21 protein-coding genes and 4 tRNA genes are annotated in these 25,372 nt (G+C 66.4%); 8 read left to right on the top strand and 17 right to left on the bottom strand.

All coding sequences use genetic code 11. The annotated features are described in order from the left end of the window. Positions 1–37: 37 nt before the first annotated feature. The gene (gene sigJ, locus NFL01S_RS06710) at positions 38–967 is read right to left on the bottom strand and encodes an RNA polymerase sigma factor SigJ (RefSeq protein WP_084492470.1); all 930 of its coding nucleotides are present in this window, start codon (positions 965–967) and stop codon (positions 38–40) included. A 92-nt stretch (positions 968–1,059) separates the two neighbouring features. Here sigJ and NFL01S_RS06705 point away from each other — a divergent pair, with 92 nt between their 5' ends. Further along, positions 1,060–1,635, top strand: a complete 576-nt coding sequence (locus tag NFL01S_RS06705; protein ID WP_062972604.1) for a GNAT family N-acetyltransferase — start codon at positions 1,060–1,062, stop codon at positions 1,633–1,635. Between the two features lie 225 nt (positions 1,636–1,860). Here the strand turns inward: NFL01S_RS06705 and NFL01S_RS06700 are convergent, their stop codons facing one another. From NFL01S_RS06700 to NFL01S_RS06690, 3 genes are all read right to left on the bottom strand, one after another. Continuing rightward, positions 1,861–2,952, bottom strand: coding sequence for a 3-deoxy-7-phosphoheptulonate synthase (locus NFL01S_RS06700; protein ID WP_062972602.1), 1,092 nt, complete (start codon positions 2,950–2,952; stop codon positions 1,861–1,863). 256 nt (positions 2,953–3,208) lie between these two features. Next, positions 3,209–3,676: a carboxymuconolactone decarboxylase family protein gene (locus tag NFL01S_RS06695; protein ID WP_062972600.1), complete on the bottom strand. Its 468-nt coding sequence runs from the start codon at positions 3,674–3,676 to the stop codon at positions 3,209–3,211. 101 nt (positions 3,677–3,777) lie between these two features. Next, positions 3,778–4,656: an oxidoreductase gene (locus NFL01S_RS06690; protein ID WP_062972598.1), complete on the bottom strand. Its 879-nt coding sequence runs from the start codon at positions 4,654–4,656 to the stop codon at positions 3,778–3,780. Positions 4,657–5,089: 433 nt separating this feature from the next. On the opposite strand from NFL01S_RS06690, the gene NFL01S_RS06685 reads away from it, so the two are divergent. Together NFL01S_RS06685 and NFL01S_RS06680 are read left to right on the top strand one after the other, a co-directional pair. Beyond that, positions 5,090–7,582 carry a glycerol-3-phosphate 1-O-acyltransferase gene (locus NFL01S_RS06685; protein WP_062972595.1) on the top strand — a complete coding sequence of 831 codons (2,493 nt, stop codon included), beginning with the start codon at positions 5,090–5,092 and terminating at the stop codon, positions 7,580–7,582. After that, on the top strand, positions 7,579–9,027 hold the full coding sequence (locus tag NFL01S_RS06680) for a 1-acylglycerol-3-phosphate O-acyltransferase (RefSeq protein ID WP_062972593.1): 1,449 nt from the start codon (positions 7,579–7,581) through the stop codon (positions 9,025–9,027). Before NFL01S_RS06685 ends, NFL01S_RS06680 begins: the two co-directional genes overlap by 4 nt. On the opposite strand, the gene NFL01S_RS06675 is transcribed toward NFL01S_RS06680, so the two are convergent. The 6 genes from NFL01S_RS06675 to NFL01S_RS06650 all read right to left on the bottom strand — a co-directional run bounded on the left by NFL01S_RS06675 (position 9,024) and on the right by NFL01S_RS06650 (position 11,227). After that, positions 9,024–9,743 (bottom strand): polyprenol monophosphomannose synthase, encoded by a 720-nt coding sequence (locus NFL01S_RS06675; protein WP_210745201.1) that lies wholly within the window; start codon positions 9,741–9,743, stop codon positions 9,024–9,026. The genes NFL01S_RS06680 and NFL01S_RS06675 overlap by 4 nt on opposite strands. Before the next feature lie 160 nt (positions 9,744–9,903). Beyond that, the gene (locus tag NFL01S_RS06670) at positions 9,904–10,086 is read right to left on the bottom strand and encodes a hypothetical protein (protein ID WP_062972589.1); all 183 of its coding nucleotides are present in this window, start codon (positions 10,084–10,086) and stop codon (positions 9,904–9,906) included. Positions 10,087–10,159: 73 nt separating this feature from the next. Continuing rightward, positions 10,160–10,233: transfer RNA gene (locus tag NFL01S_RS06665), tRNA-Phe, on the bottom strand. 59 nt (positions 10,234–10,292) lie between these two features. Then, positions 10,293–10,366, bottom strand: a tRNA-Asp gene (locus tag NFL01S_RS06660). Between the two features lie 30 nt (positions 10,367–10,396). Further along, positions 10,397–10,469 (bottom strand) — tRNA-Glu (locus tag NFL01S_RS06655). Between the two features lie 95 nt (positions 10,470–10,564). Beyond that, positions 10,565–11,227, bottom strand: coding sequence for a TetR family transcriptional regulator (locus NFL01S_RS06650; protein ID WP_062972781.1), 663 nt, complete (start codon positions 11,225–11,227; stop codon positions 10,565–10,567). Between the two features lie 889 nt (positions 11,228–12,116). Here NFL01S_RS06650 and NFL01S_RS06645 point away from each other — a divergent pair. Beyond that, positions 12,117–12,189: transfer RNA gene (locus NFL01S_RS06645), tRNA-Lys, on the top strand. Between the two features lie 380 nt (positions 12,190–12,569). Then, positions 12,570–13,538 (top strand): acyl-ACP desaturase, encoded by a 969-nt coding sequence (locus NFL01S_RS06640; RefSeq protein WP_062972587.1) that lies wholly within the window; start codon positions 12,570–12,572, stop codon positions 13,536–13,538. A 126-nt stretch (positions 13,539–13,664) separates the two neighbouring features. Here NFL01S_RS06640 and NFL01S_RS06635 read toward each other — a convergent pair whose 3' ends face one another. Next, a complete protein-coding gene (locus NFL01S_RS06635; RefSeq protein WP_157116306.1) occupies positions 13,665–14,294 on the bottom strand; it encodes a hypothetical protein in 630 nt (209 codons plus the stop codon). Between the two features lie 355 nt (positions 14,295–14,649). On the opposite strand from NFL01S_RS06635, the gene dusB reads away from it, so the two are divergent. From dusB to phoU, 3 genes are all read left to right on the top strand, one after another. Continuing rightward, positions 14,650–15,798: a tRNA dihydrouridine synthase DusB gene (dusB, locus tag NFL01S_RS06625; protein WP_062972584.1), complete on the top strand. Its 1,149-nt coding sequence runs from the start codon at positions 14,650–14,652 to the stop codon at positions 15,796–15,798. An 824-nt stretch (positions 15,799–16,622) separates the two neighbouring features. Beyond that, positions 16,623–18,563, top strand: a complete 1,941-nt coding sequence (locus NFL01S_RS06620; RefSeq protein WP_063915880.1) for an LCP family protein — start codon at positions 16,623–16,625, stop codon at positions 18,561–18,563. Between the two features lie 81 nt (positions 18,564–18,644). Beyond that, the gene (gene phoU, locus NFL01S_RS06615) at positions 18,645–19,307 is read left to right on the top strand and encodes a phosphate signaling complex protein PhoU (protein ID WP_062972580.1); all 663 of its coding nucleotides are present in this window, start codon (positions 18,645–18,647) and stop codon (positions 19,305–19,307) included. A gap of 157 nt (positions 19,308–19,464) precedes the next feature. Here the strand turns inward: phoU and pstB are convergent, their stop codons facing one another. From pstB to NFL01S_RS06585, 6 genes are all read right to left on the bottom strand, one after another. Beyond that, positions 19,465–20,241 (bottom strand): phosphate ABC transporter ATP-binding protein PstB, encoded by a 777-nt coding sequence (gene pstB, locus NFL01S_RS06610; RefSeq protein ID WP_033244108.1) that lies wholly within the window; start codon positions 20,239–20,241, stop codon positions 19,465–19,467. Positions 20,242–20,260: 19 nt separating this feature from the next. Further along, positions 20,261–21,166: a phosphate ABC transporter permease PstA gene (pstA, locus tag NFL01S_RS06605; protein ID WP_174555652.1), complete on the bottom strand. Its 906-nt coding sequence runs from the start codon at positions 21,164–21,166 to the stop codon at positions 20,261–20,263. Further along, entirely contained in the window at positions 21,166–22,137 is a 972-nt protein-coding gene (gene pstC / locus NFL01S_RS06600; RefSeq protein WP_062972578.1) for a phosphate ABC transporter permease subunit PstC, read from the bottom strand. Before pstC ends, pstA begins: the two co-directional genes overlap by 1 nt. A gap of 88 nt (positions 22,138–22,225) precedes the next feature. Then, entirely contained in the window at positions 22,226–23,335 is a 1,110-nt protein-coding gene (gene pstS, locus NFL01S_RS06595) for a phosphate ABC transporter substrate-binding protein PstS (RefSeq protein ID WP_062972576.1), read from the bottom strand. A 257-nt stretch (positions 23,336–23,592) separates the two neighbouring features. Next, complete coding sequence (gene mshD, locus NFL01S_RS06590) at positions 23,593–24,522, bottom strand: mycothiol synthase (protein WP_084492468.1); 930 nt, start codon at positions 24,520–24,522, stop codon at positions 23,593–23,595. Beyond that, on the bottom strand, positions 24,519–25,286 hold the full coding sequence (locus tag NFL01S_RS06585) for a winged helix-turn-helix transcriptional regulator (protein WP_062972574.1): 768 nt from the start codon (positions 25,284–25,286) through the stop codon (positions 24,519–24,521). The genes mshD and NFL01S_RS06585 overlap by 4 nt, the downstream gene beginning before the upstream one ends. Positions 25,287–25,372 lie beyond the last annotated feature (86 nt).

Here is a 25,372-nt window from a genome sequence, read left to right as displayed (position 1 = left end):
GTTCGGGCAACGGCTCATCGCCTCGGCGAGCGGACGATCAGCGCACCCGGACCCCCGTGAGTTTCGCCGGGTTGGCGATATCGTAGGTGCCCTGGACGCGACCGTCCACAACGGTGAAACCCATTACCCGCGCCGGGAAACCGGGGTGGGTGCCGTCGCCCGGGTGAGCCCGGACTAGCGCGCCCAGCTGGCCGTTGACCCGGACGAATTCCACCCCGGTCGCCAGGAAGTCCTCGCCTGCCCTGTCCAGGCCGTAGCGGCGGATGAGACCGAAGAACAGGCGGGCCACCCTGTCCGGGCCGACGATCACATTGCGCGCGGTCGGCGTGGTACCGCCGGAATCGCCGATCATCACCGTGTCCGGATGCAGAACGGCCGCCACGGCCTGCGCATCGCCGGTATTCAGCGCGACCAGCAGCTTCTGCACCGCGGCCTCGTGCTCCCCGTCTGCGGCAGGTTGCGGTGTCTGTTCCCGGACCGCCTTCCGTGCGCGCGCCGCCAACTGCCGCGCCGCCTCGGCGGTGATATCCAGGATCGAGGCAATCTCGCCGTAGGGCACCCCCAGCCCTTCGTGCAGTACGAACGCGACCCGCTGCGGCGGCGTGAGCTGATCGAGCACCACAAGTGCCGCCAGCCGGAATTCCTGCCGCAGCACCACCGTTGCCAGTGGATCGGCGGCGCCTGCCCCGGCCACCGGTGTCACCACCGGTTCCGGCAGCCACTGCCCCACGTAGCTTTCCCGCCGGACCGCGGCGCTGCGCAGGCGGTCCAGGCAGAGCCGGGAAACCACCGTGGTCAGCCAGGCCCGCAGATCCTCGATCTGGGATTGCGAGGCCCCGGCCAGGCGTAGCCAGCTCTCCTGCACCGCGTCCTCGGCATCCGATACGCTGCCGGTCATCCGGTAGGCCACCGCCAGCAGATGCCCGCGATGTGATTCGAACTGGTCGGCGAGAAGCGCGGCTACCACCGCTCGAATTCTACGGAGAGCCGGACATCGCGTACGCGCCGCACCCGGAAAACCGGATGCCGCGCGGACTGCCACGATGCGAAAATCGGCCGGTGGAGGAACAGACGCTGACCGACGGCACGGTGTGGCTCGACCGGCCGATCGCCGACGATATCGACGCCGTCGCCGAGGCCTGTCAGGATCCGGCGATCGCCGAATGGGTGACGATCCCGTGGCCCTACGGCCGTGCCGATGCCGAGGATTTCATCGGTACAACGGTCGCGGACGGATGGGCGGCGCACAGCCCGATCTGGGCCGTCCGAACCGCCGAGCGGGGCCGTTTGGTCGGCACCGTGAGTCTGGGCACCCGCCCGCGCGACGAAACCGCCGCAGAAATCGGGTTCTGGCTCCATCCGGAATACCGCAGGAAAGGGATCATTTCCCGGGCGGTCGCACTCACCTGCGACTTCGGCTTCGATCCGGCGGGTATGGGACTGATCCGTATCCACTGGCGGGCCTTCGTCGGCAACCATGCCTCGGCCGCGGTCGCACGCAAACACGGGTTCCGGTACGAAGGACTGGCCCGGCTGGGCAGCGATCATCGCGGTACCCGCCGCGACCACTGGGTGGCCGCCCGCTTGAACACCGATCCGCCCGGCCCGGCCGGCGGATGGCCCGTCGAGGTCTGAACTCCCACTCCGAACGCATCGGAAACATCGAGGTTGCCGCCGAGCGGGGCCACCTCGCAGGATCGGGCGATTATCTGGACGCGACGCGGAAACCGCGAACACCTCGGGGATCTGCCGGCGTGACCTGACCACTCACCGACCGCGGTACCCGACCGGCCCCCCGCGACCCACCGCGCCCACGGACCAGGTGCCGGCCCGCGGCGGCGCGGCAGAGTGGCCGGCTACTCAGCCTGCCCGGCGCTCGCGGACCGCTTCGGCCAGCCGGTCCAGCTGGGCGGCGGTGGTGTCCCAGTCCATGCAGGCGTCGGTGATCGACTGACCATAGGTGAGGTCGCCGGCCCGGCCGAGCGTCAGATCCTGGCGGCCTTCGACGAGGAAGCTCTCCAGCATCACACCGACCACACTTCGTTCACCCGCGGCCATCCGCTCGGCGATATCGGCGACCACGATCGGCTGGCGTTTGTGGTCCTTGTTGCTGTTGCCGTGGCTCGCGTCGACCACGATCCGCTGCGCCAGCCCGGACTTCTCCAGCCGAGCGCACGCGTCGGCGACCGAGGCGGCGTCGTAGTTGGTGCCGTTGGAGCCGCCGCGCAGGATCACATGGCAATCCTCGTTTCCGGCGGTCTGGATGAGCGCGGACCGGCCGTCCAGATCGGTACCGGGGAAGACGTGGCTGGCCGCGGCCGCCCGCACCCCGTCCACCGCGACCTGCACGTCACCGTCGGTGCCGTTCTTGATACCGACCGGCATGGACAGCGCGCTGCTCAGCTGCCGGTGTACCTGGCTGGCTGCGGTGCGCGCGCCGATGGCGCCGTAGGTCACCAGGTCGGAGATGTACTGCGGGGTGATGGGGTCGAGGAACTCGCAGGCCACCGGTAAGCCCATGGCGGTGATATCGAGCAGTAACTGGCGGCCGATCCCCAACCCGGTGTTGACGTCGAAGCTGCCGTTGAGGTGGGGATCGTTGATCAGTCCCTTCCAGCCGAGGGTTGTCCGCGGCTTCTCGAAGTACACCCGCATGACCAGGTGCAGCCGGTCGGACAGGGTTTCCTGCACGGCAGCGAGCCGGCGGGCGTAGTCCAGGGCGGCCGCGGGGTCATGTACCGAGCACGGCCCGACGATCACCATGAGGCGGTCGTCCGCGCCGTTCAGCACGTCGACGGTGCCGCGGCGGCCGGCGCGCACCGTGGCGGCGTGTGCATCGGTGATGGCGTGGACGCGGCGCACTTCCGCGGGGGAACGCAGCGGGCTCACACTGAGGGTTCGCTGATCGTCCAGATCGCTGTGGTCGGCATCGATATCGACTGCGATGGTCATCGTGGGTGGTGTCCTTCTCGTTCAGGCCGACCCACGGAAAAGAAATCCCCGTCGAGCCGGTCGTCATCCGGCTCGGGGTGTATTGGTCAGCGCGCGTGGTTGCCGCAGACCGACCCGCCCCGGGCCGGCTTGCTAAACCAGAAATACACGCGCTGCACGATGTGCGAGGCTACCAGGCGGTGAACCGCGGAGGTCGGCCCGGGGCAGAATCGGGTGAGAGAAAGTGACACTCAACACAATTCCGCCCCGGAGTGCCTCAGAACTGCCCGGGCTCGTAACTACCGGCCGGAGTGTGAGCAATGGCGTTGATCCGGTTCCAGGCGTTGATCGTGGCGATGGCAGCGATCAGCCCGCCGATCTGCTCGTCGTCGTAGTGTTTGCGCACCCGCTGCCAGGTGTCCTCACCGATCCCGCCGCCGTCGGCCAGCCGGGTAGCCGCCTCGGTGAGTTCCAATGCGGCCCGTTCGGGTTCAGTGAACACCGTGGCTTCCCGCCAGGCGGCGACCAAGTTGATCCGGACCTGGGATTCACCGGCGTGGGCGGCGTCCTTCGTGTGCATATCCACGCAGAACGAGCAGCCGTTGATCTGGCTCGCCCGGATCTTCACCAGCTCGTAGACCGCTTTGGGCAGACCGGAATCGTCCACCACCTTCCCGGCCGTGACCAGGCGCTTGCTGAAGCCGGCGGTGACTTTGTTGGCGAAGAGATCGATCCGGGGTTCCATGTCGAGTTCCTTTCGTGGTGCGGTCTCGTGGTGTCGACGATGCACGCACTCCAGGTGTGACATTCCGCGTTGATTTTCTTTTCCGCCAGGCGGCGGGCGTCTCAGCCGGTGAAGTCGAACTTCACCCCGGTGAGCCGTTCCGAGAGATCCCAGAGAGAACGGGCGGTGAGCTCGTCCTTCGCCCGCTGGGAACAGCCGGAGGGCCCCGGGTATCCACGCGTTCCCCCGAGCCCGGTCGGTCCGTAGTAGCCACCGGGTTCCACCGGCGCGGTGGCGGCGAAAAGTTCCGGTAGTGCGCCCATTTCGGCGCTCTGAGCGGCGAGTTTGTTCCCGAGGGTCATGACCTTGTCCAGAATGGATTCGGTATGCGATTGCAGGCCGGTGGCCGCGTAACCCGGATGCGCCGCGACGGCCAGTTTCGCCGAACCGGCCGCGGTGAGCCTGCGCTGGAGTTCGAAGGTGAACAGCAGATTCGCCAGCTTGGACTGACCGTAGGCGGTCCAGCGCTTGTAGGGGCGGCGCTCCCAGTTGAGGTCGTCGATATCGATGGCGCCGATGGTGTGGGCCCCACTGGAGACGGTGACGATCCGTTCGCTGATCTTGCCGAGCAGCAGGCCGGTCAGCGCGAAATGGCCGAGATGGTTGGTGCCGATCTGCATTTCGAATCCGTCGGCGGTGCGACGCAACGGTACTGCCATCACCCCGGCATTGTTGATCAGGACATCCGCACCGTCGACCCCCGCCGCGAACTCGCGAATCGACGAGAGATCAGCCAGGTCCAGTCGCCGGACCCGCGCGCGATCCCCGATCTCGGCTGCGACGGCCTGCCCCTTGTCCACGTTCCGGCAGGCCAGGATCACTTCCGCCCCGGCGCCGGCCAGAGCACGCGCGGCGACCGCCCCCAAGCCGCTGTTCGCGCCGGTCACGATCACGGTCCGGTCCTGCTGATCGGGGATATCCCCGACGCCCCAACCACTCATGGGGCGAGTCTAATCCGCCCGGCCGCCGGATACCCGGCGTGCGGCGCAGGGATATGCCGGACCGCCGGTATCCGTGGCGAGCACCGCGTGGCGCGCCCGAAAGTGACCCACCCCCTTCCCAAATTAGATAGGGTTGCCTAACCTATTGAGGGACCAGAACGCGCCGCACACAACTTCGAATCCCAGTCCTCCACGAGGCCTGTCGCAACCACCTGTCCGATACCCACGGCGAGCAACGCAATGCGGAGTAGAGCCTGCGACAGCTCCGGCAAACCGCCCCGTACGGCGCGCGAACCGTCCATAGTGGTCGCATGGAGTAATTTCGAATTCCACTGCCACCGGCGACCGGCTCCCCGGCGAACGAGCCGCGCACCGACCGCCCCGGACAGCACAGCCGCGAGCCCCTCCGATCGGACGCAGAGGATCCCACACCATGATCGAGAACCTCGGCGGCGCACCGTCGCCGGCCGACGATCCACCGGAATCGGTGGTAGCGCTGGTGGATTCGGCTTCGGGTACCGAACGCGAGCTGATCGGCCGGTGGATCGCCGAGGGCGGCCTGGCCGCCGAACTCGGCGTCCGCGCCCCCGTCACCCAGCTCGATCTGGATGCCGCTGCCGTGGCCGGCCGGCTCACCGGCCGCACCGACGATCCCCTGGTGGTGCCCGTGCGGGTGCTGTGGCTGCCGCCCGAACGCGACGGCGTCCGGCGGGTGACCTTCGGCGATCTCGCCCTGCTCACCAACCCGCGCCGCCCCAACCGGCTCGCGCAACGCCGACTGGTCGGCCGGGCCCCGGACCGGCATCTGATACTCACCGGCGCTGGCGCCCGGCTCACGCAGTTACGCGCGAACCATCCGGAAGCGGCAGCATTGCACCGGACCGGCAGTGCCGAACCCTTCGCGCGTGCGGTCGTCCGGGCCGCGGTGGTCGCGCTGGAACGCGCGGAACGCACCGTGATCGGCGACCGCTACAAGGTGCCGCGGCTGGTGGCCGAGGAGATCATGGACTCGCCGGAGTTCCTGCGTCGGCTGGAACGCATCGCCGACGAAACCGGCGCCGACCCTCAGGACGTGGCGAGGCGCGCCGAAAAAGCTCTGAACGAACTGGTCGCCGCACAGAGCCGCACCGTTTCGGACCTGTTCACCCAGGCCATGCGCCCGGTGCACGCATCGACCTGGAAGGTCGACTGCGACGAGTCCGGTCTGGCCGCGCTACGCGATCTCAACCGGCGGTATCCGCTGGTGTTCCTGCCGTCGCACCGGTCGTATGTGGATGCGTTCGTACTGGGCGATGTACTGGCACGCAATGATTTCCCGCCCAATCACGTCGTCGGCGGGGCGAATCTGCGGTTCTGGCCGATGGGCCCGATCGCGCGACGCACCGGCACGATATTCATCCGGCGCAGTTTTGCCGGCGATACCGTCTACCAGGCGGTGGTCGAAGAATACTTCGGATATCTGCTGGCCCGCCGCTTCAACCTGGAGTGGTATTTCGAGGGCGGGCGTACCCGCACCGGCAAACTGCGGCCGCCACGCTACGGCCTGATGAACTATCTGGCCGCGGCGATCCGCCGCGATCGGGTCGCCGACGCGTTGCTGGTACCGGTTTCGATCACCTACGAGCGGCTCAACGAGCTCGGCGCCATCGCCGACGAACAGGTGGGCGGCCGGAAGAAGCCCGAAGGTATCGCCTGGCTCGCCCGCTATGTACGCAACCAGCAGCATTCGGCCGGCCATGTGTACGTCCGCTTCGGCGACCCGATCTCGGCGCGCGACCGACTGGCCACACACGGCGATCCGCTCACCGCACCCCCGGTTACGATCCCGCTGCACCGTACCGATACCGGCGAGCGCCCGGCCCGCGCCGAACCCGATACTCTCGGCGAACATCTCGGCGAACGAGAACGCTCCGCGGTGCAACGGCTCGCCTTCGACGTGGCTGTCGGAATCAACGCGGTCACCCCCATCACCGCCAACGCACTGGTCACCCTGGCGCTGCTGGGCGTGCACGATCGCGCACTGACACTGGCCGAGGTCTGCGAAGTCCTCAATCCGGTCATGGACTACATCGCCGATCGCGATCTCCCCCGCGGTGAGGTCGCGAAATTACGCGACGAGCACAGCCTGGTCGCCGTGCTGGAGCAGCTGTCGCTCGCCAAGGTGGTCACGATCTATCGCGGCGGGGTCCAGCCGGTGTACGCGATCGAACCCGGCGCTCATCTCGAGGCCGCGTTCTACCGCAACAGCGCGGTCCATTGGTTCGTCGATCGGGCAATCCTGGAACTGGCGATTCTGGCCGCGGTCGAGGCGGCCCCCGACGCGCCGGCGGCAGGAGCCGTCGGACCGGACGCCGATGCCCTGGATATCGGCTGGGCGGAGGCGTATCGGCTGCGGGATCTGCTCAAGTTCGAATTCTTCTTTCCGGACCGGATGGAATTCGCCGAGCGGATCACCGCGGAAATGCTGCTGGTGGACCCCGCCTGGCGGACCCGTCCACGCAATACGCTGGGCAGTGAAATCCTCGCGGCGCTCACCGGTAGCGGTTTCATGATGGCCCACCGTGTACTGCGTTCCTTCTTCGATGCGCAATTGGTGGTGGCCGAGCGGCTGGCCGATCGGGAACCGACCGTCGAAATCGACCACAAGGAGTTGATCGCCGAATGCGTATCGGTCGGTAAACAGATGCTGCTGCAGAAACGCCTGCACAGCACGGAATCGGTATCCACCGAGCTTTTCGGGAGTGCACTGAAATTGGCCGCGAATCACGGACTGGTCGAAGCCGCCGACCCGGATTCGGAGAAATCCGTGACGGCGCTGGCCGAAGCGCGGCGCGATTTCGCCGACCGGCTGCGCACGATCGGGATCCGCATATCGCAGGCCGCCGCGCTCGACCCGTCCAACCGCACCGAAGGGCGGACGCGATGAGCAGGCCCGCCACCACGGAGACCGGTGGCTCGGGTGCGCTCGACGCGATGGTCACGGCGATCCGTTCGGGTCCGCACGGCGCGGGTATCAGCGCGGTTTTCGACCTGTCGGCGGTCGCGGATCTGCGCACCATGCCGGGCCGCCGGTTCCGTGCCCCCGATTCCGCGACGGCCGGGCTCCTGTTCGAGCAGTTACGCCACAGCGGCGACAGTTCGGGGCCCGAGCTGCTCGAACAGCTCGCCGGGCACGCCGCCGGAAAAACACCCGGCGAATTGGCCGCGCAGGGTGAGCGGGTGTTCAAACGCGGCTGGTACGACCGGGTGTATCCGGAGGCCTGGCGGCTGGTACGGGAACATGTCGCCGCCGGACACACCGTGGTACTGACCGGCACGGTCACCGAGTACCAGCTACATCCCGTGGCTGCGGCGCTGGAAATCGGCCATATCCTCGGTGCCCGGCTCACGGTGACCGGCGACCGGTTCACCGGAGGGTTCGACGGTCCGCTGCCCTACGGCCCGGGCAAAGCTGCGATGGTCGCCGATTTCGCCGGCGCCCACGGTATCGACCTACGGCGTTCCTATGTCTACGCCGGTAGCGCCACCGATCTCCCGCTGTTGTCGAGTGCGGGAACCCCGGCCCCGATCGCACCGGATACCACCCTCGCGGCCACCGCGGCCGACCAGGACTGGATCAGGCCGGTCGTCGCCGCCCGGACCGCCCCCACCACCGGCGACCGGCTGCGCACCGTCCTCGGCTTCGCCGCGCTGCTCGGCGGCGCGTTGTTCGGAGTGCTGAGCAAGGCATATACCCGCGACCGCCGCACCATGGCCGACGCATTGATGCGCTACGGCACCGGCTGGCCGTTACGGCTGTGCGGGATCAGGCTGCGGGTCACCGGCGCCGAATACGCCCGGAATCCGCGGCCGGCGGTGTTCCTGTTCAACCACCAGAGCCAGTTCGATGTCCTCATCGTTCCGGCGGTCCTCGGTGCGGGGGTGACCGGGGTCGGGAAGAAAGAACTCATCCGGCATCCGGTTTTCGGTCCACTCATGCGGTTCGTGGGGGTGACCTTCATCGACCGTTCGAACACCGATCGCGCGAAGGCCTCGCTGGCACCGGTGGTGCACACGCTGCGCGATGGGCTGTCGATAGCGATCGCTCCGGAAGGAACCCGCTCTTATACGCCGCAACCGGGCAAGTTCAAGAAAGGAGCGTTTCATATTGCCGCGCAGGCGGGTGTACCCGTCATACCGGTGGTGATCCGCAATGCCGCCGATATCGGCCGGCGCGATTCCATGATCGCTCGCCCCGGCATCGTCGATATCGCGATTCTGCCGCCGATCGACAGCAGCGACTGGGATCCCGGGGATCTGGGCCGGGAGGTCGCTGCGGTCCGGCAGCGCTACCTCGATACCCTCCGGGACTGGCCTGCCACCGCCGGCTAGAGCGACCGGCCCAGCAGCAGCTTCCAGGGCATGAGCGCGGATTCCAGCTGTACCGACAGGCTCATCTTGGATGCGCCCAGCGTCCGCTCCTCGAAGCGGATCGGAACCTCGGCGATTCCGGCGCCCTGCTTCTTGGTCCGGTAGTTCATCTCCACCTGGAACGAATAGCCGTTGCTGCGGATGGTTTCGATATCGATCGCCCGCAGCGTATCGGCGTGCCAGGCCTTGAAACCGGCGGTGGCGTCTTTGATGCCGAGCCGCAGGATGGCGTTGACGTAGAAGTTCGCCCAGGCCGAGAGAGCTTTGCGGTACCACTTCCATTCCGCGGCGGTCGAGCCGCCGGGCACATAGCGCGACCCCAGTACCACGCCGATCCCGGGCCGGCTCAGCTGTTCCAGCATGGCCGGGATCACCTCGGCGGGATGGGAAAGGTCCGCGTCCATCTGGATCACCACATCGGCGCCTTCGTCGAGCGCCTGGGTGATCCCTGCGATATAGGCGCGCCCGAGGCCGTCTTTCTCGGTGCGGTGCAGCACCGAGACGACGTTCGGCAGGTCCACGGCCAGTTTGTCGGCCACCTCGCCGGTACCGTCCGGGGAGTTGTCGTCGACTACCAGTACGTGCAGGTCGGGCACGGGTAGCGCAGTCAGCCGTTCCACCGCAACCGGCAGATTGTCCCGCTCGTTGTAGGTCGGCACAACAACGGTAACCCTCAAGGGTCGCCCTCCCTGGTCTCGCTCGGCGGCCGAACCATGAGCCGCGGGCGTCGCTACGTATTACCCGTGAACGGTAGCCCAACCGCGGACACACAGCTGCAGCGCACCGGTCATACCGGCCGCTTCCCGGGCCGGACCGGCCGATCGTGACCCGGCAGCGTCACCGCCCGTCGCGCCACTCCCGGTCCGCCGCGTCCTGTGCGGCGTTGCGCTGCCGCACTATATCCAGCGCCCGCTCGGCGGTGGCGCGGTCCGGATACGGACCCATCCGGTCGCGGAACCAGCACTGACGTCCGCGCTCGGCCCGCTGATGCTTCAAACAGTAGTACCACCGTTCGGCCATGACCCCAGCATCCCATCCCTCCGGGGCCAGGACGAACAAAACCCTCGGACCATTGCGGTCAGGGGGTGAATTGTGGCCAGGGCCGGGATCGAACCGGCGACCTTTCGCTTTTCAGGCGAACGCTCGTACCAACTGAGCTACCTGGCCGCAGGCACCCGGAACGAATGCCATCCGATGGATGGCGGATTGCTCCGCACATCCATGGGCGACCCTGACGGGACTCGAACCCGCGACCTCCGCCGTGACAGGGCGGCGCGCTAACCAACTGCGCCACAGGGCCTTGCTCTGTGCAACCTACTCTCGTAAGTCGTACCCCCTACGGGATTCGAACCCGCGCTACCGCCTTGAAAGGGCGGCGTCCTAGGCCGCTAGACGAAGGGGGCTCGTCCCGGATCTCTCCGGACCGGCTTTTCAACGGCTGTCCGTTGGGAGCTCGCATAGCTTATGTCAGGGTGCGTGCAATTCCCAAATCGGCTGGTCACACCGGGGAAGTGAGCTCCTCCAGCTGCGCGTGCGCCCGCCAGCCGTTCGCCTGGAACTCCGCGGCCCATTCCGGCGTGCAACTCGCCTGCACCACGACCTCCAGCACCTCCCGGAACCGGGTACGCAGATCCGGGCCGCCGCGGTGGACATCGACGATATACCGCTGACCTATCAGCGCACCGGCGAGTGTGCGTGTGAAACGGTCGAGATCGATATCCGGCCGTAGCTGTCCCTGATCGACGGCTCCTACGGCCAGTTTTCGGATGGTCGAGCAGAGCATCCGGCAACCACCGCCGTCCTGCTGCCCGAAACCCGGATCGACGACCAGACGGAATTCGGCCTGCACGATGATGTCGTGTTCGAGGCGCAGCGCTACCTCGTCGAAGATCCCGTGCAAAATATCGAGCGGTCCCAGTTCCGCACGAATGAGCCAGCGATCGATGGTGCGGCCGTAGCGTTCTACGGCCGATTCGAGTACCGCCCGCGCCAGATCCTCTTTCGAGTCGAAATGGAAGTACATGGCGCCCTTGGTTGCTCGCGATCCTTCCAAAATACGGTTGAGCGAAGCCGCGGCATAGCCGCTCTTCCCGAACTCAACGGCGGCGGACCGGATAATTGCCGCCCTTGTCCGACGGGCCCGCTCTTGCTGCCGTGCCATGCTCGAAACGCCTCCGAAGCCTTGTGCATCCGCCGGAATTTCCACCTGCGGAATGCCCGCGACCGATCAGCTGCTTTCGACGAGCGGGCCGACGTCGCGAACGTATCCTGTTGTATCCGACCTTCGGTCGGTTTTATGACCTGTATAGAACTTTCGGTACGGAACCCAGCCCGAAGAAGAAACACACCGGCTGGTATAATTTGAACGCCCGGGTGCGCCGCAGGGGGTGCGCATCCGGGCAACTCCGTTGCGCTCTTCCTCGTCCCCGATCCGCCTCCCACAGCGTCGACCCAAGTGACACCCCGAATTCGCTGAATCGTCACGGTACTCGGAATCGGGTACCGACACGCGGTAAACCGATAGAGCCGTCTACGATTTCGCGAACGGGATTTTGCGAACGCAACATGGTCCGCCAGGTCGCGAACGGAGGAACGAATCGAACCGGGCAACGCCGAATGTTCTCCCGCCGAGGCAGGTTTCGGACCGGAGTTCAGCCGGCCGCTCCCATCCCTCGGTACATACCGCCTCGCCCAGGGGCGATCACGGACCGCCGACACTCCGGAAAACTCGGCCCCGGACCCCACTTTTGCGAGAATTCTGCCTTTACCGATCCAAAGGCATTGGTATCCAACATATTTGGATCGTATCGTGCTACCCGTTGTATCAACAATGCCAGAGGTACCGTGTTTCGATACCCAGTGGTATGGTTTCGGGTCGCCGAGCAATCCCGAACCGGCCGGACAACCGCGCTACCTCGCCCGACACCACACCCGCAGATGACGCCAACCGGTGCCGGAACACCTCGGGCGGCCACACCGAGTGACACAAAGCACCAGCTTATCCACCCGATTACGTCCTCGCACCGTCTTCCCAGTACACTATCGCCCGCGCCCCTATAGCTCAGTTGGTAGAGCTACGGACTTTTAATCCGCAGGTCCCAGGTTCGAGCCCTGGTGGGGGCACAGCTCGGGCTCCCGATGGTCATCGATGGTCGCCGGGAGCCCGTTCCCGTTCCCGGAAGCCCGCCGCGGCGCTGTGACTTCCCCCAGGTTCCACCCCAGGGCACTGTGACCGAAATCGGCCACCGCCCGCCGCGACCCGCGATGTGCCGTTTCCCACGCCCGCTAACGCAAATGAGAAGGCCATCGATATGCCCATAACCGAGCTTCGGGTCATACACTCGCTGTGACGACCGATGGCGGACGCCGTACATCACCGTGCACTCTGTGTCCGCTGGATGCGTTTCGCATCACACCTACGGTGCCGTAAGGTATGGCCGCATCGGCAACGGTCTACATCAGGTGACCCGCACCAACGCGCAACATATGAAGGGCTTGATCACATGGCAAGGGATCTGACTCAACTCGAGCTGCTCTCCGAGTTGGAGCCGGTTGCCGAGCAGAACGTCAACCGGCACCTCTCCTTGGCTAAAGAGTGGCATCCGCACGACTACGTCCCGTGGGACGAGGGGCGAAACTTCGCCGCGCTCGGCGGTGTGGACTGGGACCCCGAACAATCCAAGCTCAGCGAGGTCGCGAAGGCGGCCATGATCACCAACCTCCTCACCGAGGACAACCTGCCTTCCTACCACCGGGAAATCGCCGAGAATTTCTCTCAGGACGGCGCATGGGGGACCTGGGTCGGGCGCTGGACCGCCGAGGAGAACCGACACGGCATCGCTATGCGCGACTACCTTGTGGTCACCCGCGGCGTAGATCCGGTGGCGCTGGAGCAGGCCCGGATGGTCCATATGACCAACGGCTTCGCCTCCCCTGCCGAGGCCGACGCCGGATTCCTGCACTCGGTCGCCTACGTGACCTTCCAGGAACTGGCCACCCGTGTCTCCCACCGCAACACCGGCAAGGTCTGCGACGACGCCATTGCCGACCGGATGCTGCAGCGCATCGCGGCCGACGAGAACCTGCACATGATCTTCTACCGCAATATGTGCGGAGCGGCCCTGGACCTCTGCCCGGACCAGGCACTCGACGCGATCACCCTGATTCTGGAGAACTTCCAGATGCCGGGCGCGGGGATGCCCAATTTCCGGCGTAACGGCGTCCTGATGGCCAAGCACGGAATCTACGATCTGCGCCAGCACCTCGAAGAGGTGGTTCAGCCGGTCCTCAAGAAGTGGAATATCTTCGGCCGTACCGATTTCACCGCCCGCGGTGAGGAAACCCGGGAGCGGCTGGGCCTTTTCCTGGACAAACTGTCCAAGGACGTCGACAAATTCGAAGAACAGCGCGACCGGATGCTCGCCCGCGAGGCCGCCAAGCGGGAAAAGGCTCTCGCCTCGACCGGCAGCTGAGATCACTCACCCATATCCCCCCATATCGCAAGACAACGACGTAACCGCCGGGAGCATCCCGGCGGTTACGTCGTTGCGACCCGGCCGGGCCGATCAGTTCGCGGTGCCGCCCAATTCATGGGCCGCTCAGTTCATGGGTAGAGCACCATCCACTCCACCGACGTCGGTGATCTGCCAACCGGCGTTTTCGTCCAGGGTCACGGTGTAGGTGACCGTTGTCCGGGTGCCGTCCGGGTTCTGTGCATTGGTCGAGGTCACATTGACGAAAACGTTCACCTTGAAGGTCCCTTCCTGATCGGACATGACCTTCGCGGTGATGGGGCTCGCCGTGGACGTCCATTGCAGCGGAACCAGGATCTGCTCCAGTTTCGGCGCCGTTTCGTCGAACTTCCCGGCCAGCTGCGGGGTGGTGTTCTTCTTCAACGCGGTGATCCAGGCGTCGAGATCCTGGAAATTCACCGTGGCTGCGCCCACCGCGTATTCGGTGGCCAGTTGTTCGGCACGGCGGTTGTCGGCGGCACGTTCGTCACGTTCGGCCAGATCGGCGCGCGCGGTGAAATACAGCACGGCGAACACGATCGCCACCACCGCGAGCACGGCGATCAATGCGCCACGGACCAGGCTGGATACCTGGATCGACACGGTGCCCGGCCGTTCGGCACCGCGCCGGCCGCCCGGCTTGTTTCCCGGGGGATCAGCGGTCGGGGCCGGGCCGGCGCTCGGTTTGCTACCGGGGTCTTCGGTCTGGTCGGCCATGGTTCTGTCGTCCTCTTTCGTTCGCCCCCGGTCGAGCCGGCCCGGGCTGTGCGGGAAAACTTTCGGTTATCGGTGGCCGCCACCGGGAACTGTTCGTTCCCGCAGGTCGCAGCCGCGGTATTCGGCGACCTCGTCACGGGCGATGCAGGGTTCGGCGGAATCGCCTCCGGCGGCCGGCAGATAAGGCCGTACCGCGGATCCGTCGTGGCCGCGGACCCGGGTCGGGCCGTGAACACCGGGCGATTCACTTTCCATGAGGCTAGCGGTGGCCATGATGCAATCGACCGGCAGGGGCGCGCGCCGGTGAGACACCCGATAGTGACGCCGGACCCCGCAGCAGGGAAAATAGATCCTCATGCAGGCAGAGTTGGAACAGGAGACAGGTTTGCGGATCGGCCCCTACCCGGTCGACCCGCCGGTGGTACTCGCCCCGATGGCGGGAATCACGAACCTGGCATTCCGGAAACTCTGCCGGGAGTTCGGCAGCCCGACGGCAATCTATGTCTGCGAGATGATCACTGCCCGGGCCGTGGTGGAACGTAACGAGAAAACACTGCACATGATGTCGTTCGACCAGGGCGAATCACCGCGGTCCATGCAGTTGTACGGGGTGGATCCGGCCACCCTCGGCGAGGCTGTGCGCATCATCGTCGGCGAGGGCTGGGCCGACCATATCGATATGAACCTCGGCTGCCCGGTGCCGAAGGTGACCCGGCTCGGCGGCGGTGCCGCCCTGCCGTACAAGCGGAACCTGTTCGCCTCGATCGTTCGCGAGATGGTCCGGGCCGCCGAACCGGCCGGTGTTCCGGTGACCATGAAATTCCGGATAGGCATCGACGACGACCACCACACCCATCTCGATACCGGGCGGATCGCCGAGGCCGAAGGCGCCGCTGCGGTCGCGCTGCATGCCCGCACCGCCGCCCAGCGCTACTCCGGCACCGCGGACTGGTCTGCCATCGCACGACTCAAGGAAGCGGTCACCACCATCCCGGTGCTCGGGAACGGGGATATCTTCAGTGCCGGTGACGCCGTCGCGATGATGGCGCAGACCGGTTGCGACGGGGTGGTGGTCGGCCGCGGCTGCCTGGGCCGGCCCTGGCTGTTCGGCGAACTGAGTGCCGCCCTGCGCGGCGAACCCGCTCCCACCCCGCCGAACCTCGGCGAGGTCGGCAAGATCCTGGCTCGGCACGCCGGATTGCTCGCAGAGCACCACGGCGAAGACAAAGGCATGCGCGACCTGCGCAAACATATGGCCTGGTACTTCATGGGCTTTCCACTCGGGGCCGAGTTGCGCCGCGGTTTCGCCACGGTCTCCTCCCTCGCCGAACTCGACGGTCTGATCGCACAGCTCGATCCCACGGCCCCCTTCCCCGAGGACGCCGAAGGTCCGCGTGGCCGGCAGGGCTCGCCGGGTAAGGTCGCGCTACCGCACGGCTGGCTCGACGATCCGGACGACAGAACCGTGCCGACCGCGGCCGACGTGATGCACAGCGGGGGCTGACCCGGCTCGACACGCCGTAGCGCGGGTAGCCGAAACCGCCGCGCGTCGCGTGAAAACATAGCCTCAGGCAACTTTCCAGCGTTACCCGCACCGCCCGCCCGCTCGAGATGTCCGAGTGGCTCTCAGTGGCGAAATCGTTATCATTGCGGAATCCCGCCACAGCCTTTCGAGCACGGCTGCGGCGGCAGCGAGTTGCGAAAGAGCGAGGTTCATTGGTGGGTGACGATCGGAACGGGCGTTCACCACGGTCCGGAGGTCGCGCACCGTGGGAGCGCTATCCCACGGCCGAGCCCCCCGAAATGGACGACGCACGAGGGGCTCGGCGGCAACGGCAACCCGAGCCGCCGGCAGACCAGGCACCACTGACGGTGCAGGACCTGGTCGATCGGGTAGACAGCGAACGTACGGCCCGGCGCCGCCCGGGCGAAACGGGCCGGCACGCCTCGCCGGGTCCGCCGCAACCACCGCCGGACCGGCCGGCGGGTCCACCGGCGCGCCAGGGTGCCGAACCCCGCCCGAGGCCGGAGGCGTCCGGGCCCACCGGTCCGCCGACCGGCCGAACCGCACGGCCCCCGGCCGTACCCGCCGGCCGGCCTCCGGGGCCTCCGCCGGGGAAAGCGCCCGGCCCGCCGCAGCGCCCCGCACCGCCGGGCGGCCCCGGGCCGCGCCGTCCCGATCGAGCACAACCTCCGGCGACGCGCTCCCAGCCACCGGTCCCCCCCGCCCAGCGCGCCGACAGCGACCCCGTCGCAGGCTCCGCCCGCCCGCCCGTCCCGCGCGGTGCGAGAGATCCGGCCGGCACGGTTCGTCCACCGGGGCGGCCCATGGACCCAGGCCCCCGGCCGGCCGGTGACCCGCCCGCTCGCGGCCCTGCCCGGCCGCCCACGGAGGGCCGGGCAGCCGTACCTGCGCCGCCGCCCGAACAGGCCCGGGATGCTCCCCGCAACCGGCCGCCGAACGCCCGGCGTCCCGCGCCGGCCGCGGAGCCCGAACCCACGACCACGCTGTCCCAGCAGCCGGACCCGGAGCTCGGTGCTTCGCGAACCGATGCCGGTGCCGCCCCGAAACGCTCCCGGCAATCACGCAGCACACTCGGCCGGCGCAGAAAAGCCACCGCGGCCGCGGTCGACGAGAATGCCACCGATGTATTGCCTCCCCTCGACGAGAAGGGCGGAACGCGTACCGGCGGACGTACCGATACCGGCGGCTGGCCCACCTCCGGAACGGCCCAGCCCGAATCGGTCGGCAAGCCGAAGTCACGGTCGGCGCCACAGTCGCGGCGCGAGAAGCGGCTACGCCTGGCGGCCCGTGCGGGCGTCGCGTTCCTCTCCGTGCTGGCATTGCTGATCACCGGTGGCGGGTGGAGCTATCTGCGCGCCACCGGCAACAGCTTCACCCAGGTCTCGGCTCTGGCCGAGAACGAAGACGATGTGATCGATGCGCAGGCTCAGCTCGGTGACGAGAACTATCTGATCGTCGGCACCGATACCCGCGCCGGGCAAAACGCCGAAGTCGGCGCAGGCACTGTGGAAGATGCCGAGGGCGCGCGCGCCGACACCACGATGCTGGTACATATCCCGAAGAACCGGCAGCGGGTAGTGATCGTGTCCTTCCCCCGCGACCTGGATGTCACTCGGCCCGAATGCAAAGGCTGGGACAACGAGAAACCCGGCTACACCGATGAGGTGTTCCCCTCGGCCATGGGCGACAAGCTCAATGCCGTGTACGCGCTCGGCGGTCCCCGCTGCCTGCTGTCCACTATCCAGCGTTTGACGGGTAGCACGATCAATCACTTCATCGGTATCGATTTCGCCGGTTTCGAACAGATGGTGGACAAGGTCGGCGGCGTCGAGGTGTGTGCGAGCAAACCGCTCGAGGACGGCATGCTCGGCACGATCATCCCGGTGGCGGGGCGCCACAAGATCGATGGGAAGACCGCCCTCAACTATGTGCGGGCCCGGCACGTCTACGGCGAAGAGCGCAGCGACTACGACCGGATCAACCGGCAGCAGAAGTTCCTCGCTTCACTACTGCGCGGCGCGCTGTCGAGCAGAATGTTGTTGGATCCCGGCAGGTTGAACGGATTCGTCCAGGCCTTCTCCCAGGCGACCTTTGTCGACCAGGTCGAACCCAACGATCTGCTGATGCTGGGCAAATCGCTGCAGGATCTGGAATCCGGGGCAGTGACGTTCCTGACCGTGCCTACCGCGGGTACCACGTCCTACGGCAACGAGATCCCCCGCACCTCCGATATCCAGGCGATCTTCCAGGCAATCCGCGACGATCAGCCGCTGCCCGGTGAGAAGACCGCACCGGCACCGCCGCCGACCTCCGAAGCTCCGGTGCCGCCGTCGCTCACGGCAGTGGATCCCAGCACGCTGTCGCTGCTGGTATCCAACGGCTCGGGAATCGAGGGGCTGGCGAGCTCCACCGCGAGCGAGATGGCCAACGTCGGTTTCAACATCTACAACTACGGCAACTACACGGAAGGAAACGCGACCGAGACGAAGGTCCGCTACTCCCCCGGTCACGAGGCCGAGGCCGCCACGGTGGCGAGCGCGATCCCCGGTGCGACCATGCAGCTCGACGAGTCTCTCGGCAGCATTGTCGAACTCGTTCTGGGCGAGAACTACCAGCAGATCGTGAACGAGCCGGCCCTGGTCGGTAGCGCCATCACCGATGTGCCGGCCGCCGGCACCGAACCGGTGGAACTGCCCAGCGACCTCGAGCATGTGAACGCCGGCGACGATCCCTGCGCCGCCTAGTGGCCTCCGAAACAACCCTGCTGCGGGTTTGTTCATCCTCTGTTGGTGACGTGGACAGTGGAGCGAACTAGTCTTCGGATCATGCGTGTCATCTACAACGAGCGAATGGCCGATCTCGCCCACCTACTGGGCGAGATGGCCGGGCTTGCCGGTTCGGCCATGGATCGCGCCACGCAGGCTCTGCTCCAGGCCGACCTGCCGCTGGCCGAACAGGTCATCAGCGAGGGTGATCGGATCGCCGAGATGATCGCCGACGCGGAGGAGAAGTCCTTCGCGTTGCTGGCCACACAGGCCCCGGTCGCCGGCGATCTCCGGCAGGTCGTCAGTGCGATCCAGATCGTCAACGATGTCAACCGGATGGGTACGCTCGCCCTGCATGTGGCCAAGGTGGCCCGCCGCCGGCATCCCAACCACGCCCTGCCCGAGGCGGTGAACGGATATTTCGCCGAAATGGGCCGGATCGCGGTCAGCATGGGCCAGGGCGCGAAGGAAGTGCTGGAATCCCGCGACCCCGAACGCGCCGCGCAGCTCAACCAGGACGACGAGGCGATGGACGATCTGCATCGCCACCTGTTCACCCTGCTGATGGACCGGGAATGGAAGTACGGGGTGGCGCCCGCTGTCGATGTCACCCTGCTCGGCCGCTACTACGAGCGGTTCGCCGATCACGCGGTGGAGATCGGTCGCCGGGTCATCTTCCTGGTAACGGGCGAACTGCCCCCGGATGCCGACGCCGAGAGCTGACCCACTTCCGCCCACCAACGTGAGCTGTGACCCGATGAAGTTCATCGGGTCACAGCTTTTCTTGCGGATTCGGTAACGGTAGGAGAATTCCGGACGGTACGATGCCGACAGAGAAGCCCGCGGAAATCGTTCCCGCGGGCTTTTCGTCGTCGGCGGCTCAGCCGAAACGGCCGGAGATGTAGTCTTCGGTGGCCTTTTCCCCGGGATTGGAAAAGATCTTCTCCGTATCGTCGATCTCGACCAGCCGGCCCGGTTTGCCCTGGGCCTCGAGGTTGAAGAATCCGGTCTTATCGCTCACCCGCGCCGCCTGTTGCATGTTGTGGGTGACGATGACGATCGTGTATTCCTTCTTCAGCTCGGTGATCAGGTCTTCGATCGCCAGCGTGGAGATCGGGTCCAGTGCCGAACAGGGTTCGTCCATCAGCAGCACATCCGGGGAGACCGCGATCGCGCGGGCAATGCACAGACGCTGCTGCTGGCCGCCGGACAAACCGCCGCCCGGCTTGTCGAGCCGGTCCTTGACCTCGTTCCACAGGTTCGCGCCGCGCAGCGAGCGTTCCGCGACCTCGTCCAGTTCGGACTTGTTGCGCATGCCCTGGAGTTTCAGGCCGGCCACCACATTGTCGCGAATGGACATGGTGGGGAACGGGTTCGGGCGCTGGAACACCATACCGATGGTGCGGCGCACGCCCACCGGGTCCACCTGGGAGCCGTAGATGTCCTCACCGTCGAGCATGACCGCACCCGAGACGCTGGCGTTCGGGGTCACCTCGTGCATCCGGTTCAGCGACCGCAGCACGGTGGATTTACCGCATCCGGAGGGGCCGATGAAAGCGGTCACGCTGCGCGGCAAGACGTTCAGCGAGACATCTGCGACGGCATGGAATTTGCCGTAGTAGATGTTCAGGTCTTTGATATCGATGCGCTTGGCCATCTATTTTTCCGTTTCCGCCTTATCGGTTCCGCATCAGGAACTTGTTGACACCCGCGGCCGCCAGGTAGAGCAGTGCGATCAGTAGGATGAGCGTGAGCGCCGCACCCCATACGCGCTGGCGACCCGCGTCTTCCGCGTTCGCCAGTTCCTGATAGATCAGCAGCGGCAGCGAGGCCATATTGCCGTCGAAGATATTCATATTGATCGACTTGCTGTAGCCGACCAGCACCAGCACCGGCGCGGTCTCACCCATCACGCGGGCCAGCGCGAGCAGGATGCCGGATATCATGCCCGGCAGGGCGGTCGGGATGACGACCTTGACGATCGTCTTCCATTTCGGGATACCGAGCGCATAGGAGGCTTCGCGCAGTTCGTCCGGGACGAGTTTGAGCATTTCCTCGGTGTTGCGCACCACCACCGGCAGCATCAGCAACACCAGGGCCAGGGCGACCGCGAAGGAGCTCTGCGGGAAGCCCAGGGTCGCGATCCACAGGGCGAAGACGAACAGCGCGGCGACGATCGAGGGGATACCGGCCAGGATATCGACCATGAAGGTGGTCACCTTGGCGAAGCGGCCGGTGCCGTATTCGATCAGGTAGATCGCAGCCATGATGCCCAACGGCACCGCGATCACTGCCGCCACCGCCGATTGGACGATAGTGCCGTAGATCGCGTGGTAGACACCGCCACCGGGCTGATCGGGCAGAATGCCCTTCTGCGAGTTCTGCCACCAGTCCAGCGAAAGGATTGCCTCGACACCGTTGGCGATCACCATGCCCAGCACCCATACCAGCGGGATGAGTGCGATGACGAAGCAGAGGGTGAACAGCCCGGTGGCGATATTGTTCTTGATCTTCCGCGCGGTGCTCACATCGCGGAAAGTCGGTGCCTTGATCGGCTGATCGAATTTGGTCATGGTGGCCATCAGCCGTTCACCTTTCCGCCGGCCACGAACCGGGCCAGCGCGTTGACCACGAACGTCAGCACGAAGAGCACGAAGCCCGCCGCGATATAGGCGCCGGTCGGTAGCGGCGCACTGAACTCGGCAGCGGCCGATGCGATCTTGGATGCGAAGGTGAAGCCGCCGTCGAACAGCGACCAGCCGCCCGCATCCGCCGATGTTTTCAGGATGAGGAGCACGGCGATCGTCTCGCCGAGCGCCCGGCCCAGACCGAGCATGGAGCCGGCGATGACACCGCTGCGCCCGTAGGGGAGCACGGTCATCCGCACGACTTCCCATTTGGTGGCGCCGAGCGCCTGTGCCGCCTCGATATGCGCGGCGGGGGTGAGCGCGAACACTTCCCGGGCGACCGAAGTGATGATCGGCAGGATCATCACGGCCAGGACGATTCCGGCGGTGAAGATCGTGCCGCCACCGGCGATGGACACATTGCCATCGGCGAACAGGAAGAACCAGCCCAGGTTGTCGTTGAGGAAATGCTGGACCGGTTTCAGGTAGGGCGCCAGTACCAGCAGACCCCACAGGCCGTACACGATCGAAGGCACGGCGGCCAGCAGATCGGTCAGCATCGAGAACGGGCGGGCCAGCTGTTTCGGTGCGTAGCGGGTGAGGAACAGCGCGATACCGACCCCGATCGGCACCGCGATGATGAGCGCGAACGCGGAGCTCAACACCGTCACCATGAACAGGTCACGGATACCGAAGCGGAGATTGTCCGCGTCACCGGTGTTGAACTCCGTGCTGGTGAAGAAGTTCACCTGGTCAGCCCCGAGCGAAGGCACCGCGCGGATGAGCAGGAACAACGCGATCAACGCGATCGAGCCCACGATGATCGCCGCGGCGGCTACGGCCAGCGATTTGAAAACCAGTTCGGGCCGTCGGCCGTGCCCGCCGCCCAGCGGGCGTAGCGGCGGTTTGTTCGGTTCGCTCGACATGGATGCGGTGTCTCCGGCCTTACGCAGGCTCGCCCCGGTGGACGAGCCCGCGGAGGCTACCTCTGGGTTGACTGTCATATTCGCACTATCAGGAGATGGCGTTGATCGCCGTGGTCAGCTTGGTTTTGAACTGCTCCGGGATCGGTACATAGCCGTTGTCCTCCAGGCCTTCCTGACCATTGGTGACGGCCGAGGTCAGGAACCCCTTGATCGCGGCGGCGACCTCACCATCGGCGTACTCGGAGCAGACGATCTCGTAGGTCGGCAGGATGATCGGGTACGAACCGGCCTCGGTGGGCTTGTAGAACGACGAGGTGTCGAGCACCAGATCGTTGCCCTCACCCTTGATCTTCACGCCGTCGATCGCCTTGCCCGCGGTTTCCGAGGTCAGCTCTACGGGCTCCGGGCCGGCCGAGGTGATGACCCGCACCTGGGACAGGTTCTGCGCCTTGGCGAAGGACCACTCGTTGTAGGAGATCGAGTTCGGAGTCGACTTCACCGCAGCCGAGGTGCCCTCGTTGCCCTTGGCACCTTCACCGACGCCGCCGTTGAAGACCTTGCCCGCTTCCTTGCCCCAGGCGCCTTCGGAGGCCGCATCGAGGTAGAGCTGGAAATTGTCGGTGGTGCCGGACTCGTCCGACCGGTAGATGACCTTGATCGGCTCGGCGGGCAGCTGCGCGTCCGGGTTGAGCGCCTTGATCTCCGGCGCGTCCCAGGTCTTGACGGTGCCGTTGAAGACCTTGGCCATGGTGGGGCCGTCGAGCGCCAGATCGGTGACACCGGCGACGTTGTAGGTGATGGCGATCGGACCGAACACCGTCGGCAGGTTCCAGGCCGGTGATGCGCAGCGCTCGGCGGCCTTCGCCACCTCGCCCTTGGATTCGCTCAGCGGCGAGTCGGAGCCGGCGAAATCGGTCTGCCCCCCGAGGAATTCCTTCACGCCCGCGCCCGAGCCGCTCGAGGTGTAATTGAGGGTCTGGCCGTCGCAGTTGGTTTCGTAGGCGGCGGTGAAACGCTCGACGGCGTTCTTCTGCGCCGAGGAACCGCTGGCCTTGAGTGCTTCCGTGCCACCGCACTGGACGTCGGCGTTGGCTTCGACACCGGTCGCGCCCGTGTTGTCGTCGCTGCCACAGGCAGCCAACGGCAGGATCGCGGCGGCGAGTACGCCGACGATGGCGCTGCTGCGCTTGTACTTCACTCCAGTCCTCCGGATACATCCTGCTCGCCCGGTCCCTCACCGGCCCGGACGGGCCTCATGGGCGTGACCGTTCGCGAGGAACTTGCACACCAGGCGGCCCACGACCGCCCAGAATCAACCTAGGTCCCGTCGGTAGACAGCCGGACCAGGGCGAGTGAACGGAAAGTGAACACCGGCGCGGTGATGGCGCCCGATATGTGTGATATTTGCCGCGCTGTTACTCGGCACACGCCCGGATGCCGCCGAACGGTCGCTTTTCAGCCGTTCCCGTCCGGTGCCGAGTAGGCGATATCGATATGCGCCGTGCCGAAACCGAGACGGCGGTAGGTCCGGACGGCGGCGGTGTTGTCGGCCTCGGTGTACAGCAGCACTTCGCCCAGCCCCGCATCCCGCAAATGGTGCAGGCCGATCAGCGTGAGCAACCGGCCGAGCCCGCGCCCCTGCGCGGCGGGATCGATACCCACCACATAGACTTCACCGGCCGGCGGACTCTCGTCGTGATGCACCTTGGTCCAGTGGAAACCGAGCAACCGGCCGGGATCGTCGGCGGCGAAGGCCAGGAACAGACCCGACGGGTCGAACCAGGATTCTGCGCGCCGTTGCGCCAGCTCGGACGCGGACCATCCGCCCTGCTCGGGGTGCCAATCGAAGGCAGCGTTGTTGACCCGCAGCAGTTCGGCGTCATCGGCCGGTCCGGCGTAGTGACGCACCACGATATCGGCCGGGATCTCCACCTCCGGTAACTGTGGAGTTGCCAGCGGGCGGCGCATCTGCCACAGCTCGCGCGCCGCGACCAGACCCAGCCGAGCCGCGACCGCCTCCGCCGCGGGTAGTTTCCCGTGCGCCCACACCCGGGCCCCACTACCGCCGGCCGCGAGCACGGCGGCCACCATGTCCCGGCCGATCCCCCGGCCGCGGTACGCGGGTGCCACGGCGGCCTCCGCCATGGCGGGATGTTCGTCGTGCATCGGGGTGAGGCCCGCGTAACCGGCCACCACACCGTCACTCGAGGCGAGTAGATGCCGGACCGGCGAACCACCTCGCAGCGCGAGCAGCCCCTGTTCCGATACCGGTGCGACACCGTCGGCCGCCGTGGCGGCGGCCAGCAGGGCATTCACCTCATCACCGTTGCCGAGCGCACCGTCGACCCAGCGCAATTCGATATCGGGCACCGATTCCCCACTCATTGGACCGTACCGTTCACCGGGGCCACCGAATCCGCGTCCGCACCCTCGCGATCGCCACTACCGGCACGAGATTCGGCATCGCCCTTGTTCTGCGACCGAGCGGGCCGCACAGCCTTGTAACCCACATTGCGGACCGTACCGATCAGCGATTCGTATTCGCTGCCCAGCTTCGCCCGCAACCGCCGCACATGCACATCGACCGTGCGCGTGCCGCCGAAGAAGTCGTACCCCCACACCTCCTGCAACAGCTGCGCCCGGGTGAAGACCCGCCCGGCATGCTGCGCGAGGTACTTCAACAGCTCGAATTCCTTGTACGTGAGGTCGAGCGGGCGGCCACGCAAACGTGCGGTGTAGGTGCCCTCGTCGATCACCAGCTCCCCCAGGGTGATCTTGCCGGCGTTTTCCGGGCTCGCCGCCCCACCGGTGCGGCCGACCAGCAAGCGCAACCGGGCATCCAGCTCGGCCGGACCGGTACCGGGCAGCAGAATATCGTCGAGCCCCCAATCGGCATTCACCGCGACCAGACCGCCCTCGGTGAGCACGGCCACCACCGGAACGGACGATCCCGTACTGCCGAGCAGCCGGCACAAACCGCGCGCGGCAGCCAGATCGGTCCGCGCATCCACCAGCGCGATATCGGCGGTACCCGCCTCGAGCAACGAGGCCACCTCGGTAGGCGCGGGCCGCACATTATGTGCGAGCAGCGATAGCGAAGGCAGAACCGAATCAGGGTCCGGATCGGCAGTCAGCAGGAGCAGCTCCACGGCACTCCTCCCATCTCGTAGCTACGCGAAAGCCAGCTTCGTCGCCGTCGCCACGTTGCTTATCCACAAGTGATGGCTGCAAGATT

Origin of the sequence: Nocardia flavorosea NBRC 108225, assembly GCF_001613385.1 — a bacterium.
Lineage (GTDB): Bacteria > Actinomycetota > Actinomycetes > Mycobacteriales > Mycobacteriaceae > Nocardia > Nocardia flavorosea.
Note: the sequence above shows the minus strand (reverse complement) of the source record. Positions and strands in the feature narration are given on the sequence as shown.

Bases quoted from the DNA above. Each gene is read 5' to 3' on its own strand.
- NFL01S_RS06700 (WP_062972602.1), bottom strand. From the start codon at position 2,952: ATGACCATCGCAGTCGATATCGATGCCGACCACAGCGATCTGGACGAT.
- NFL01S_RS06695 (WP_062972600.1), bottom strand. From the start codon at position 3,676: ATGGAACCCCGGATCGATCTCTTCGCCAACAAAGTCACCGCCGGCTTC.
- NFL01S_RS06690 (WP_062972598.1), bottom strand. From the start codon at position 4,656: ATGAGTGGTTGGGGCGTCGGGGATATCCCCGATCAGCAGGACCGGACC.
- NFL01S_RS06685 (WP_062972595.1), top strand. From the start codon at position 5,090: ATGATCGAGAACCTCGGCGGCGCACCGTCGCCGGCCGACGATCCACCG.
- NFL01S_RS06680 (WP_062972593.1), top strand. From the start codon at position 7,579: ATGAGCAGGCCCGCCACCACGGAGACCGGTGGCTCGGGTGCGCTCGAC.
- NFL01S_RS06670 (WP_062972589.1), bottom strand. From the start codon at position 10,086: ATGGCCGAACGGTGGTACTACTGTTTGAAGCATCAGCGGGCCGAGCGC.
- NFL01S_RS06650 (WP_062972781.1), bottom strand. From the start codon at position 11,227: ATGGCACGGCAGCAAGAGCGGGCCCGTCGGACAAGGGCGGCAATTATC.
- NFL01S_RS06640 (WP_062972587.1), top strand. From the start codon at position 12,570: ATGGCAAGGGATCTGACTCAACTCGAGCTGCTCTCCGAGTTGGAGCCG.
- NFL01S_RS06635 (WP_157116306.1), bottom strand. From the start codon at position 14,294: ATGGCCGACCAGACCGAAGACCCCGGTAGCAAACCGAGCGCCGGCCCG.
- dusB (WP_062972584.1), top strand. From the start codon at position 14,650: ATGCAGGCAGAGTTGGAACAGGAGACAGGTTTGCGGATCGGCCCCTAC.
- NFL01S_RS06620 (WP_063915880.1), top strand. From the start codon at position 16,623: ATGGACCCAGGCCCCCGGCCGGCCGGTGACCCGCCCGCTCGCGGCCCT.
- phoU (WP_062972580.1), top strand. From the start codon at position 18,645: ATGCGTGTCATCTACAACGAGCGAATGGCCGATCTCGCCCACCTACTG.
- pstB (WP_033244108.1), bottom strand. From the start codon at position 20,241: ATGGCCAAGCGCATCGATATCAAAGACCTGAACATCTACTACGGCAAA.
- pstA (WP_174555652.1), bottom strand. From the start codon at position 21,166: ATGGCCACCATGACCAAATTCGATCAGCCGATCAAGGCACCGACTTTC.
- pstC (WP_062972578.1), bottom strand. From the start codon at position 22,137: ATGTCGAGCGAACCGAACAAACCGCCGCTACGCCCGCTGGGCGGCGGG.
- mshD (WP_084492468.1), bottom strand. From the start codon at position 24,522: ATGAGTGGGGAATCGGTGCCCGATATCGAATTGCGCTGGGTCGACGGT.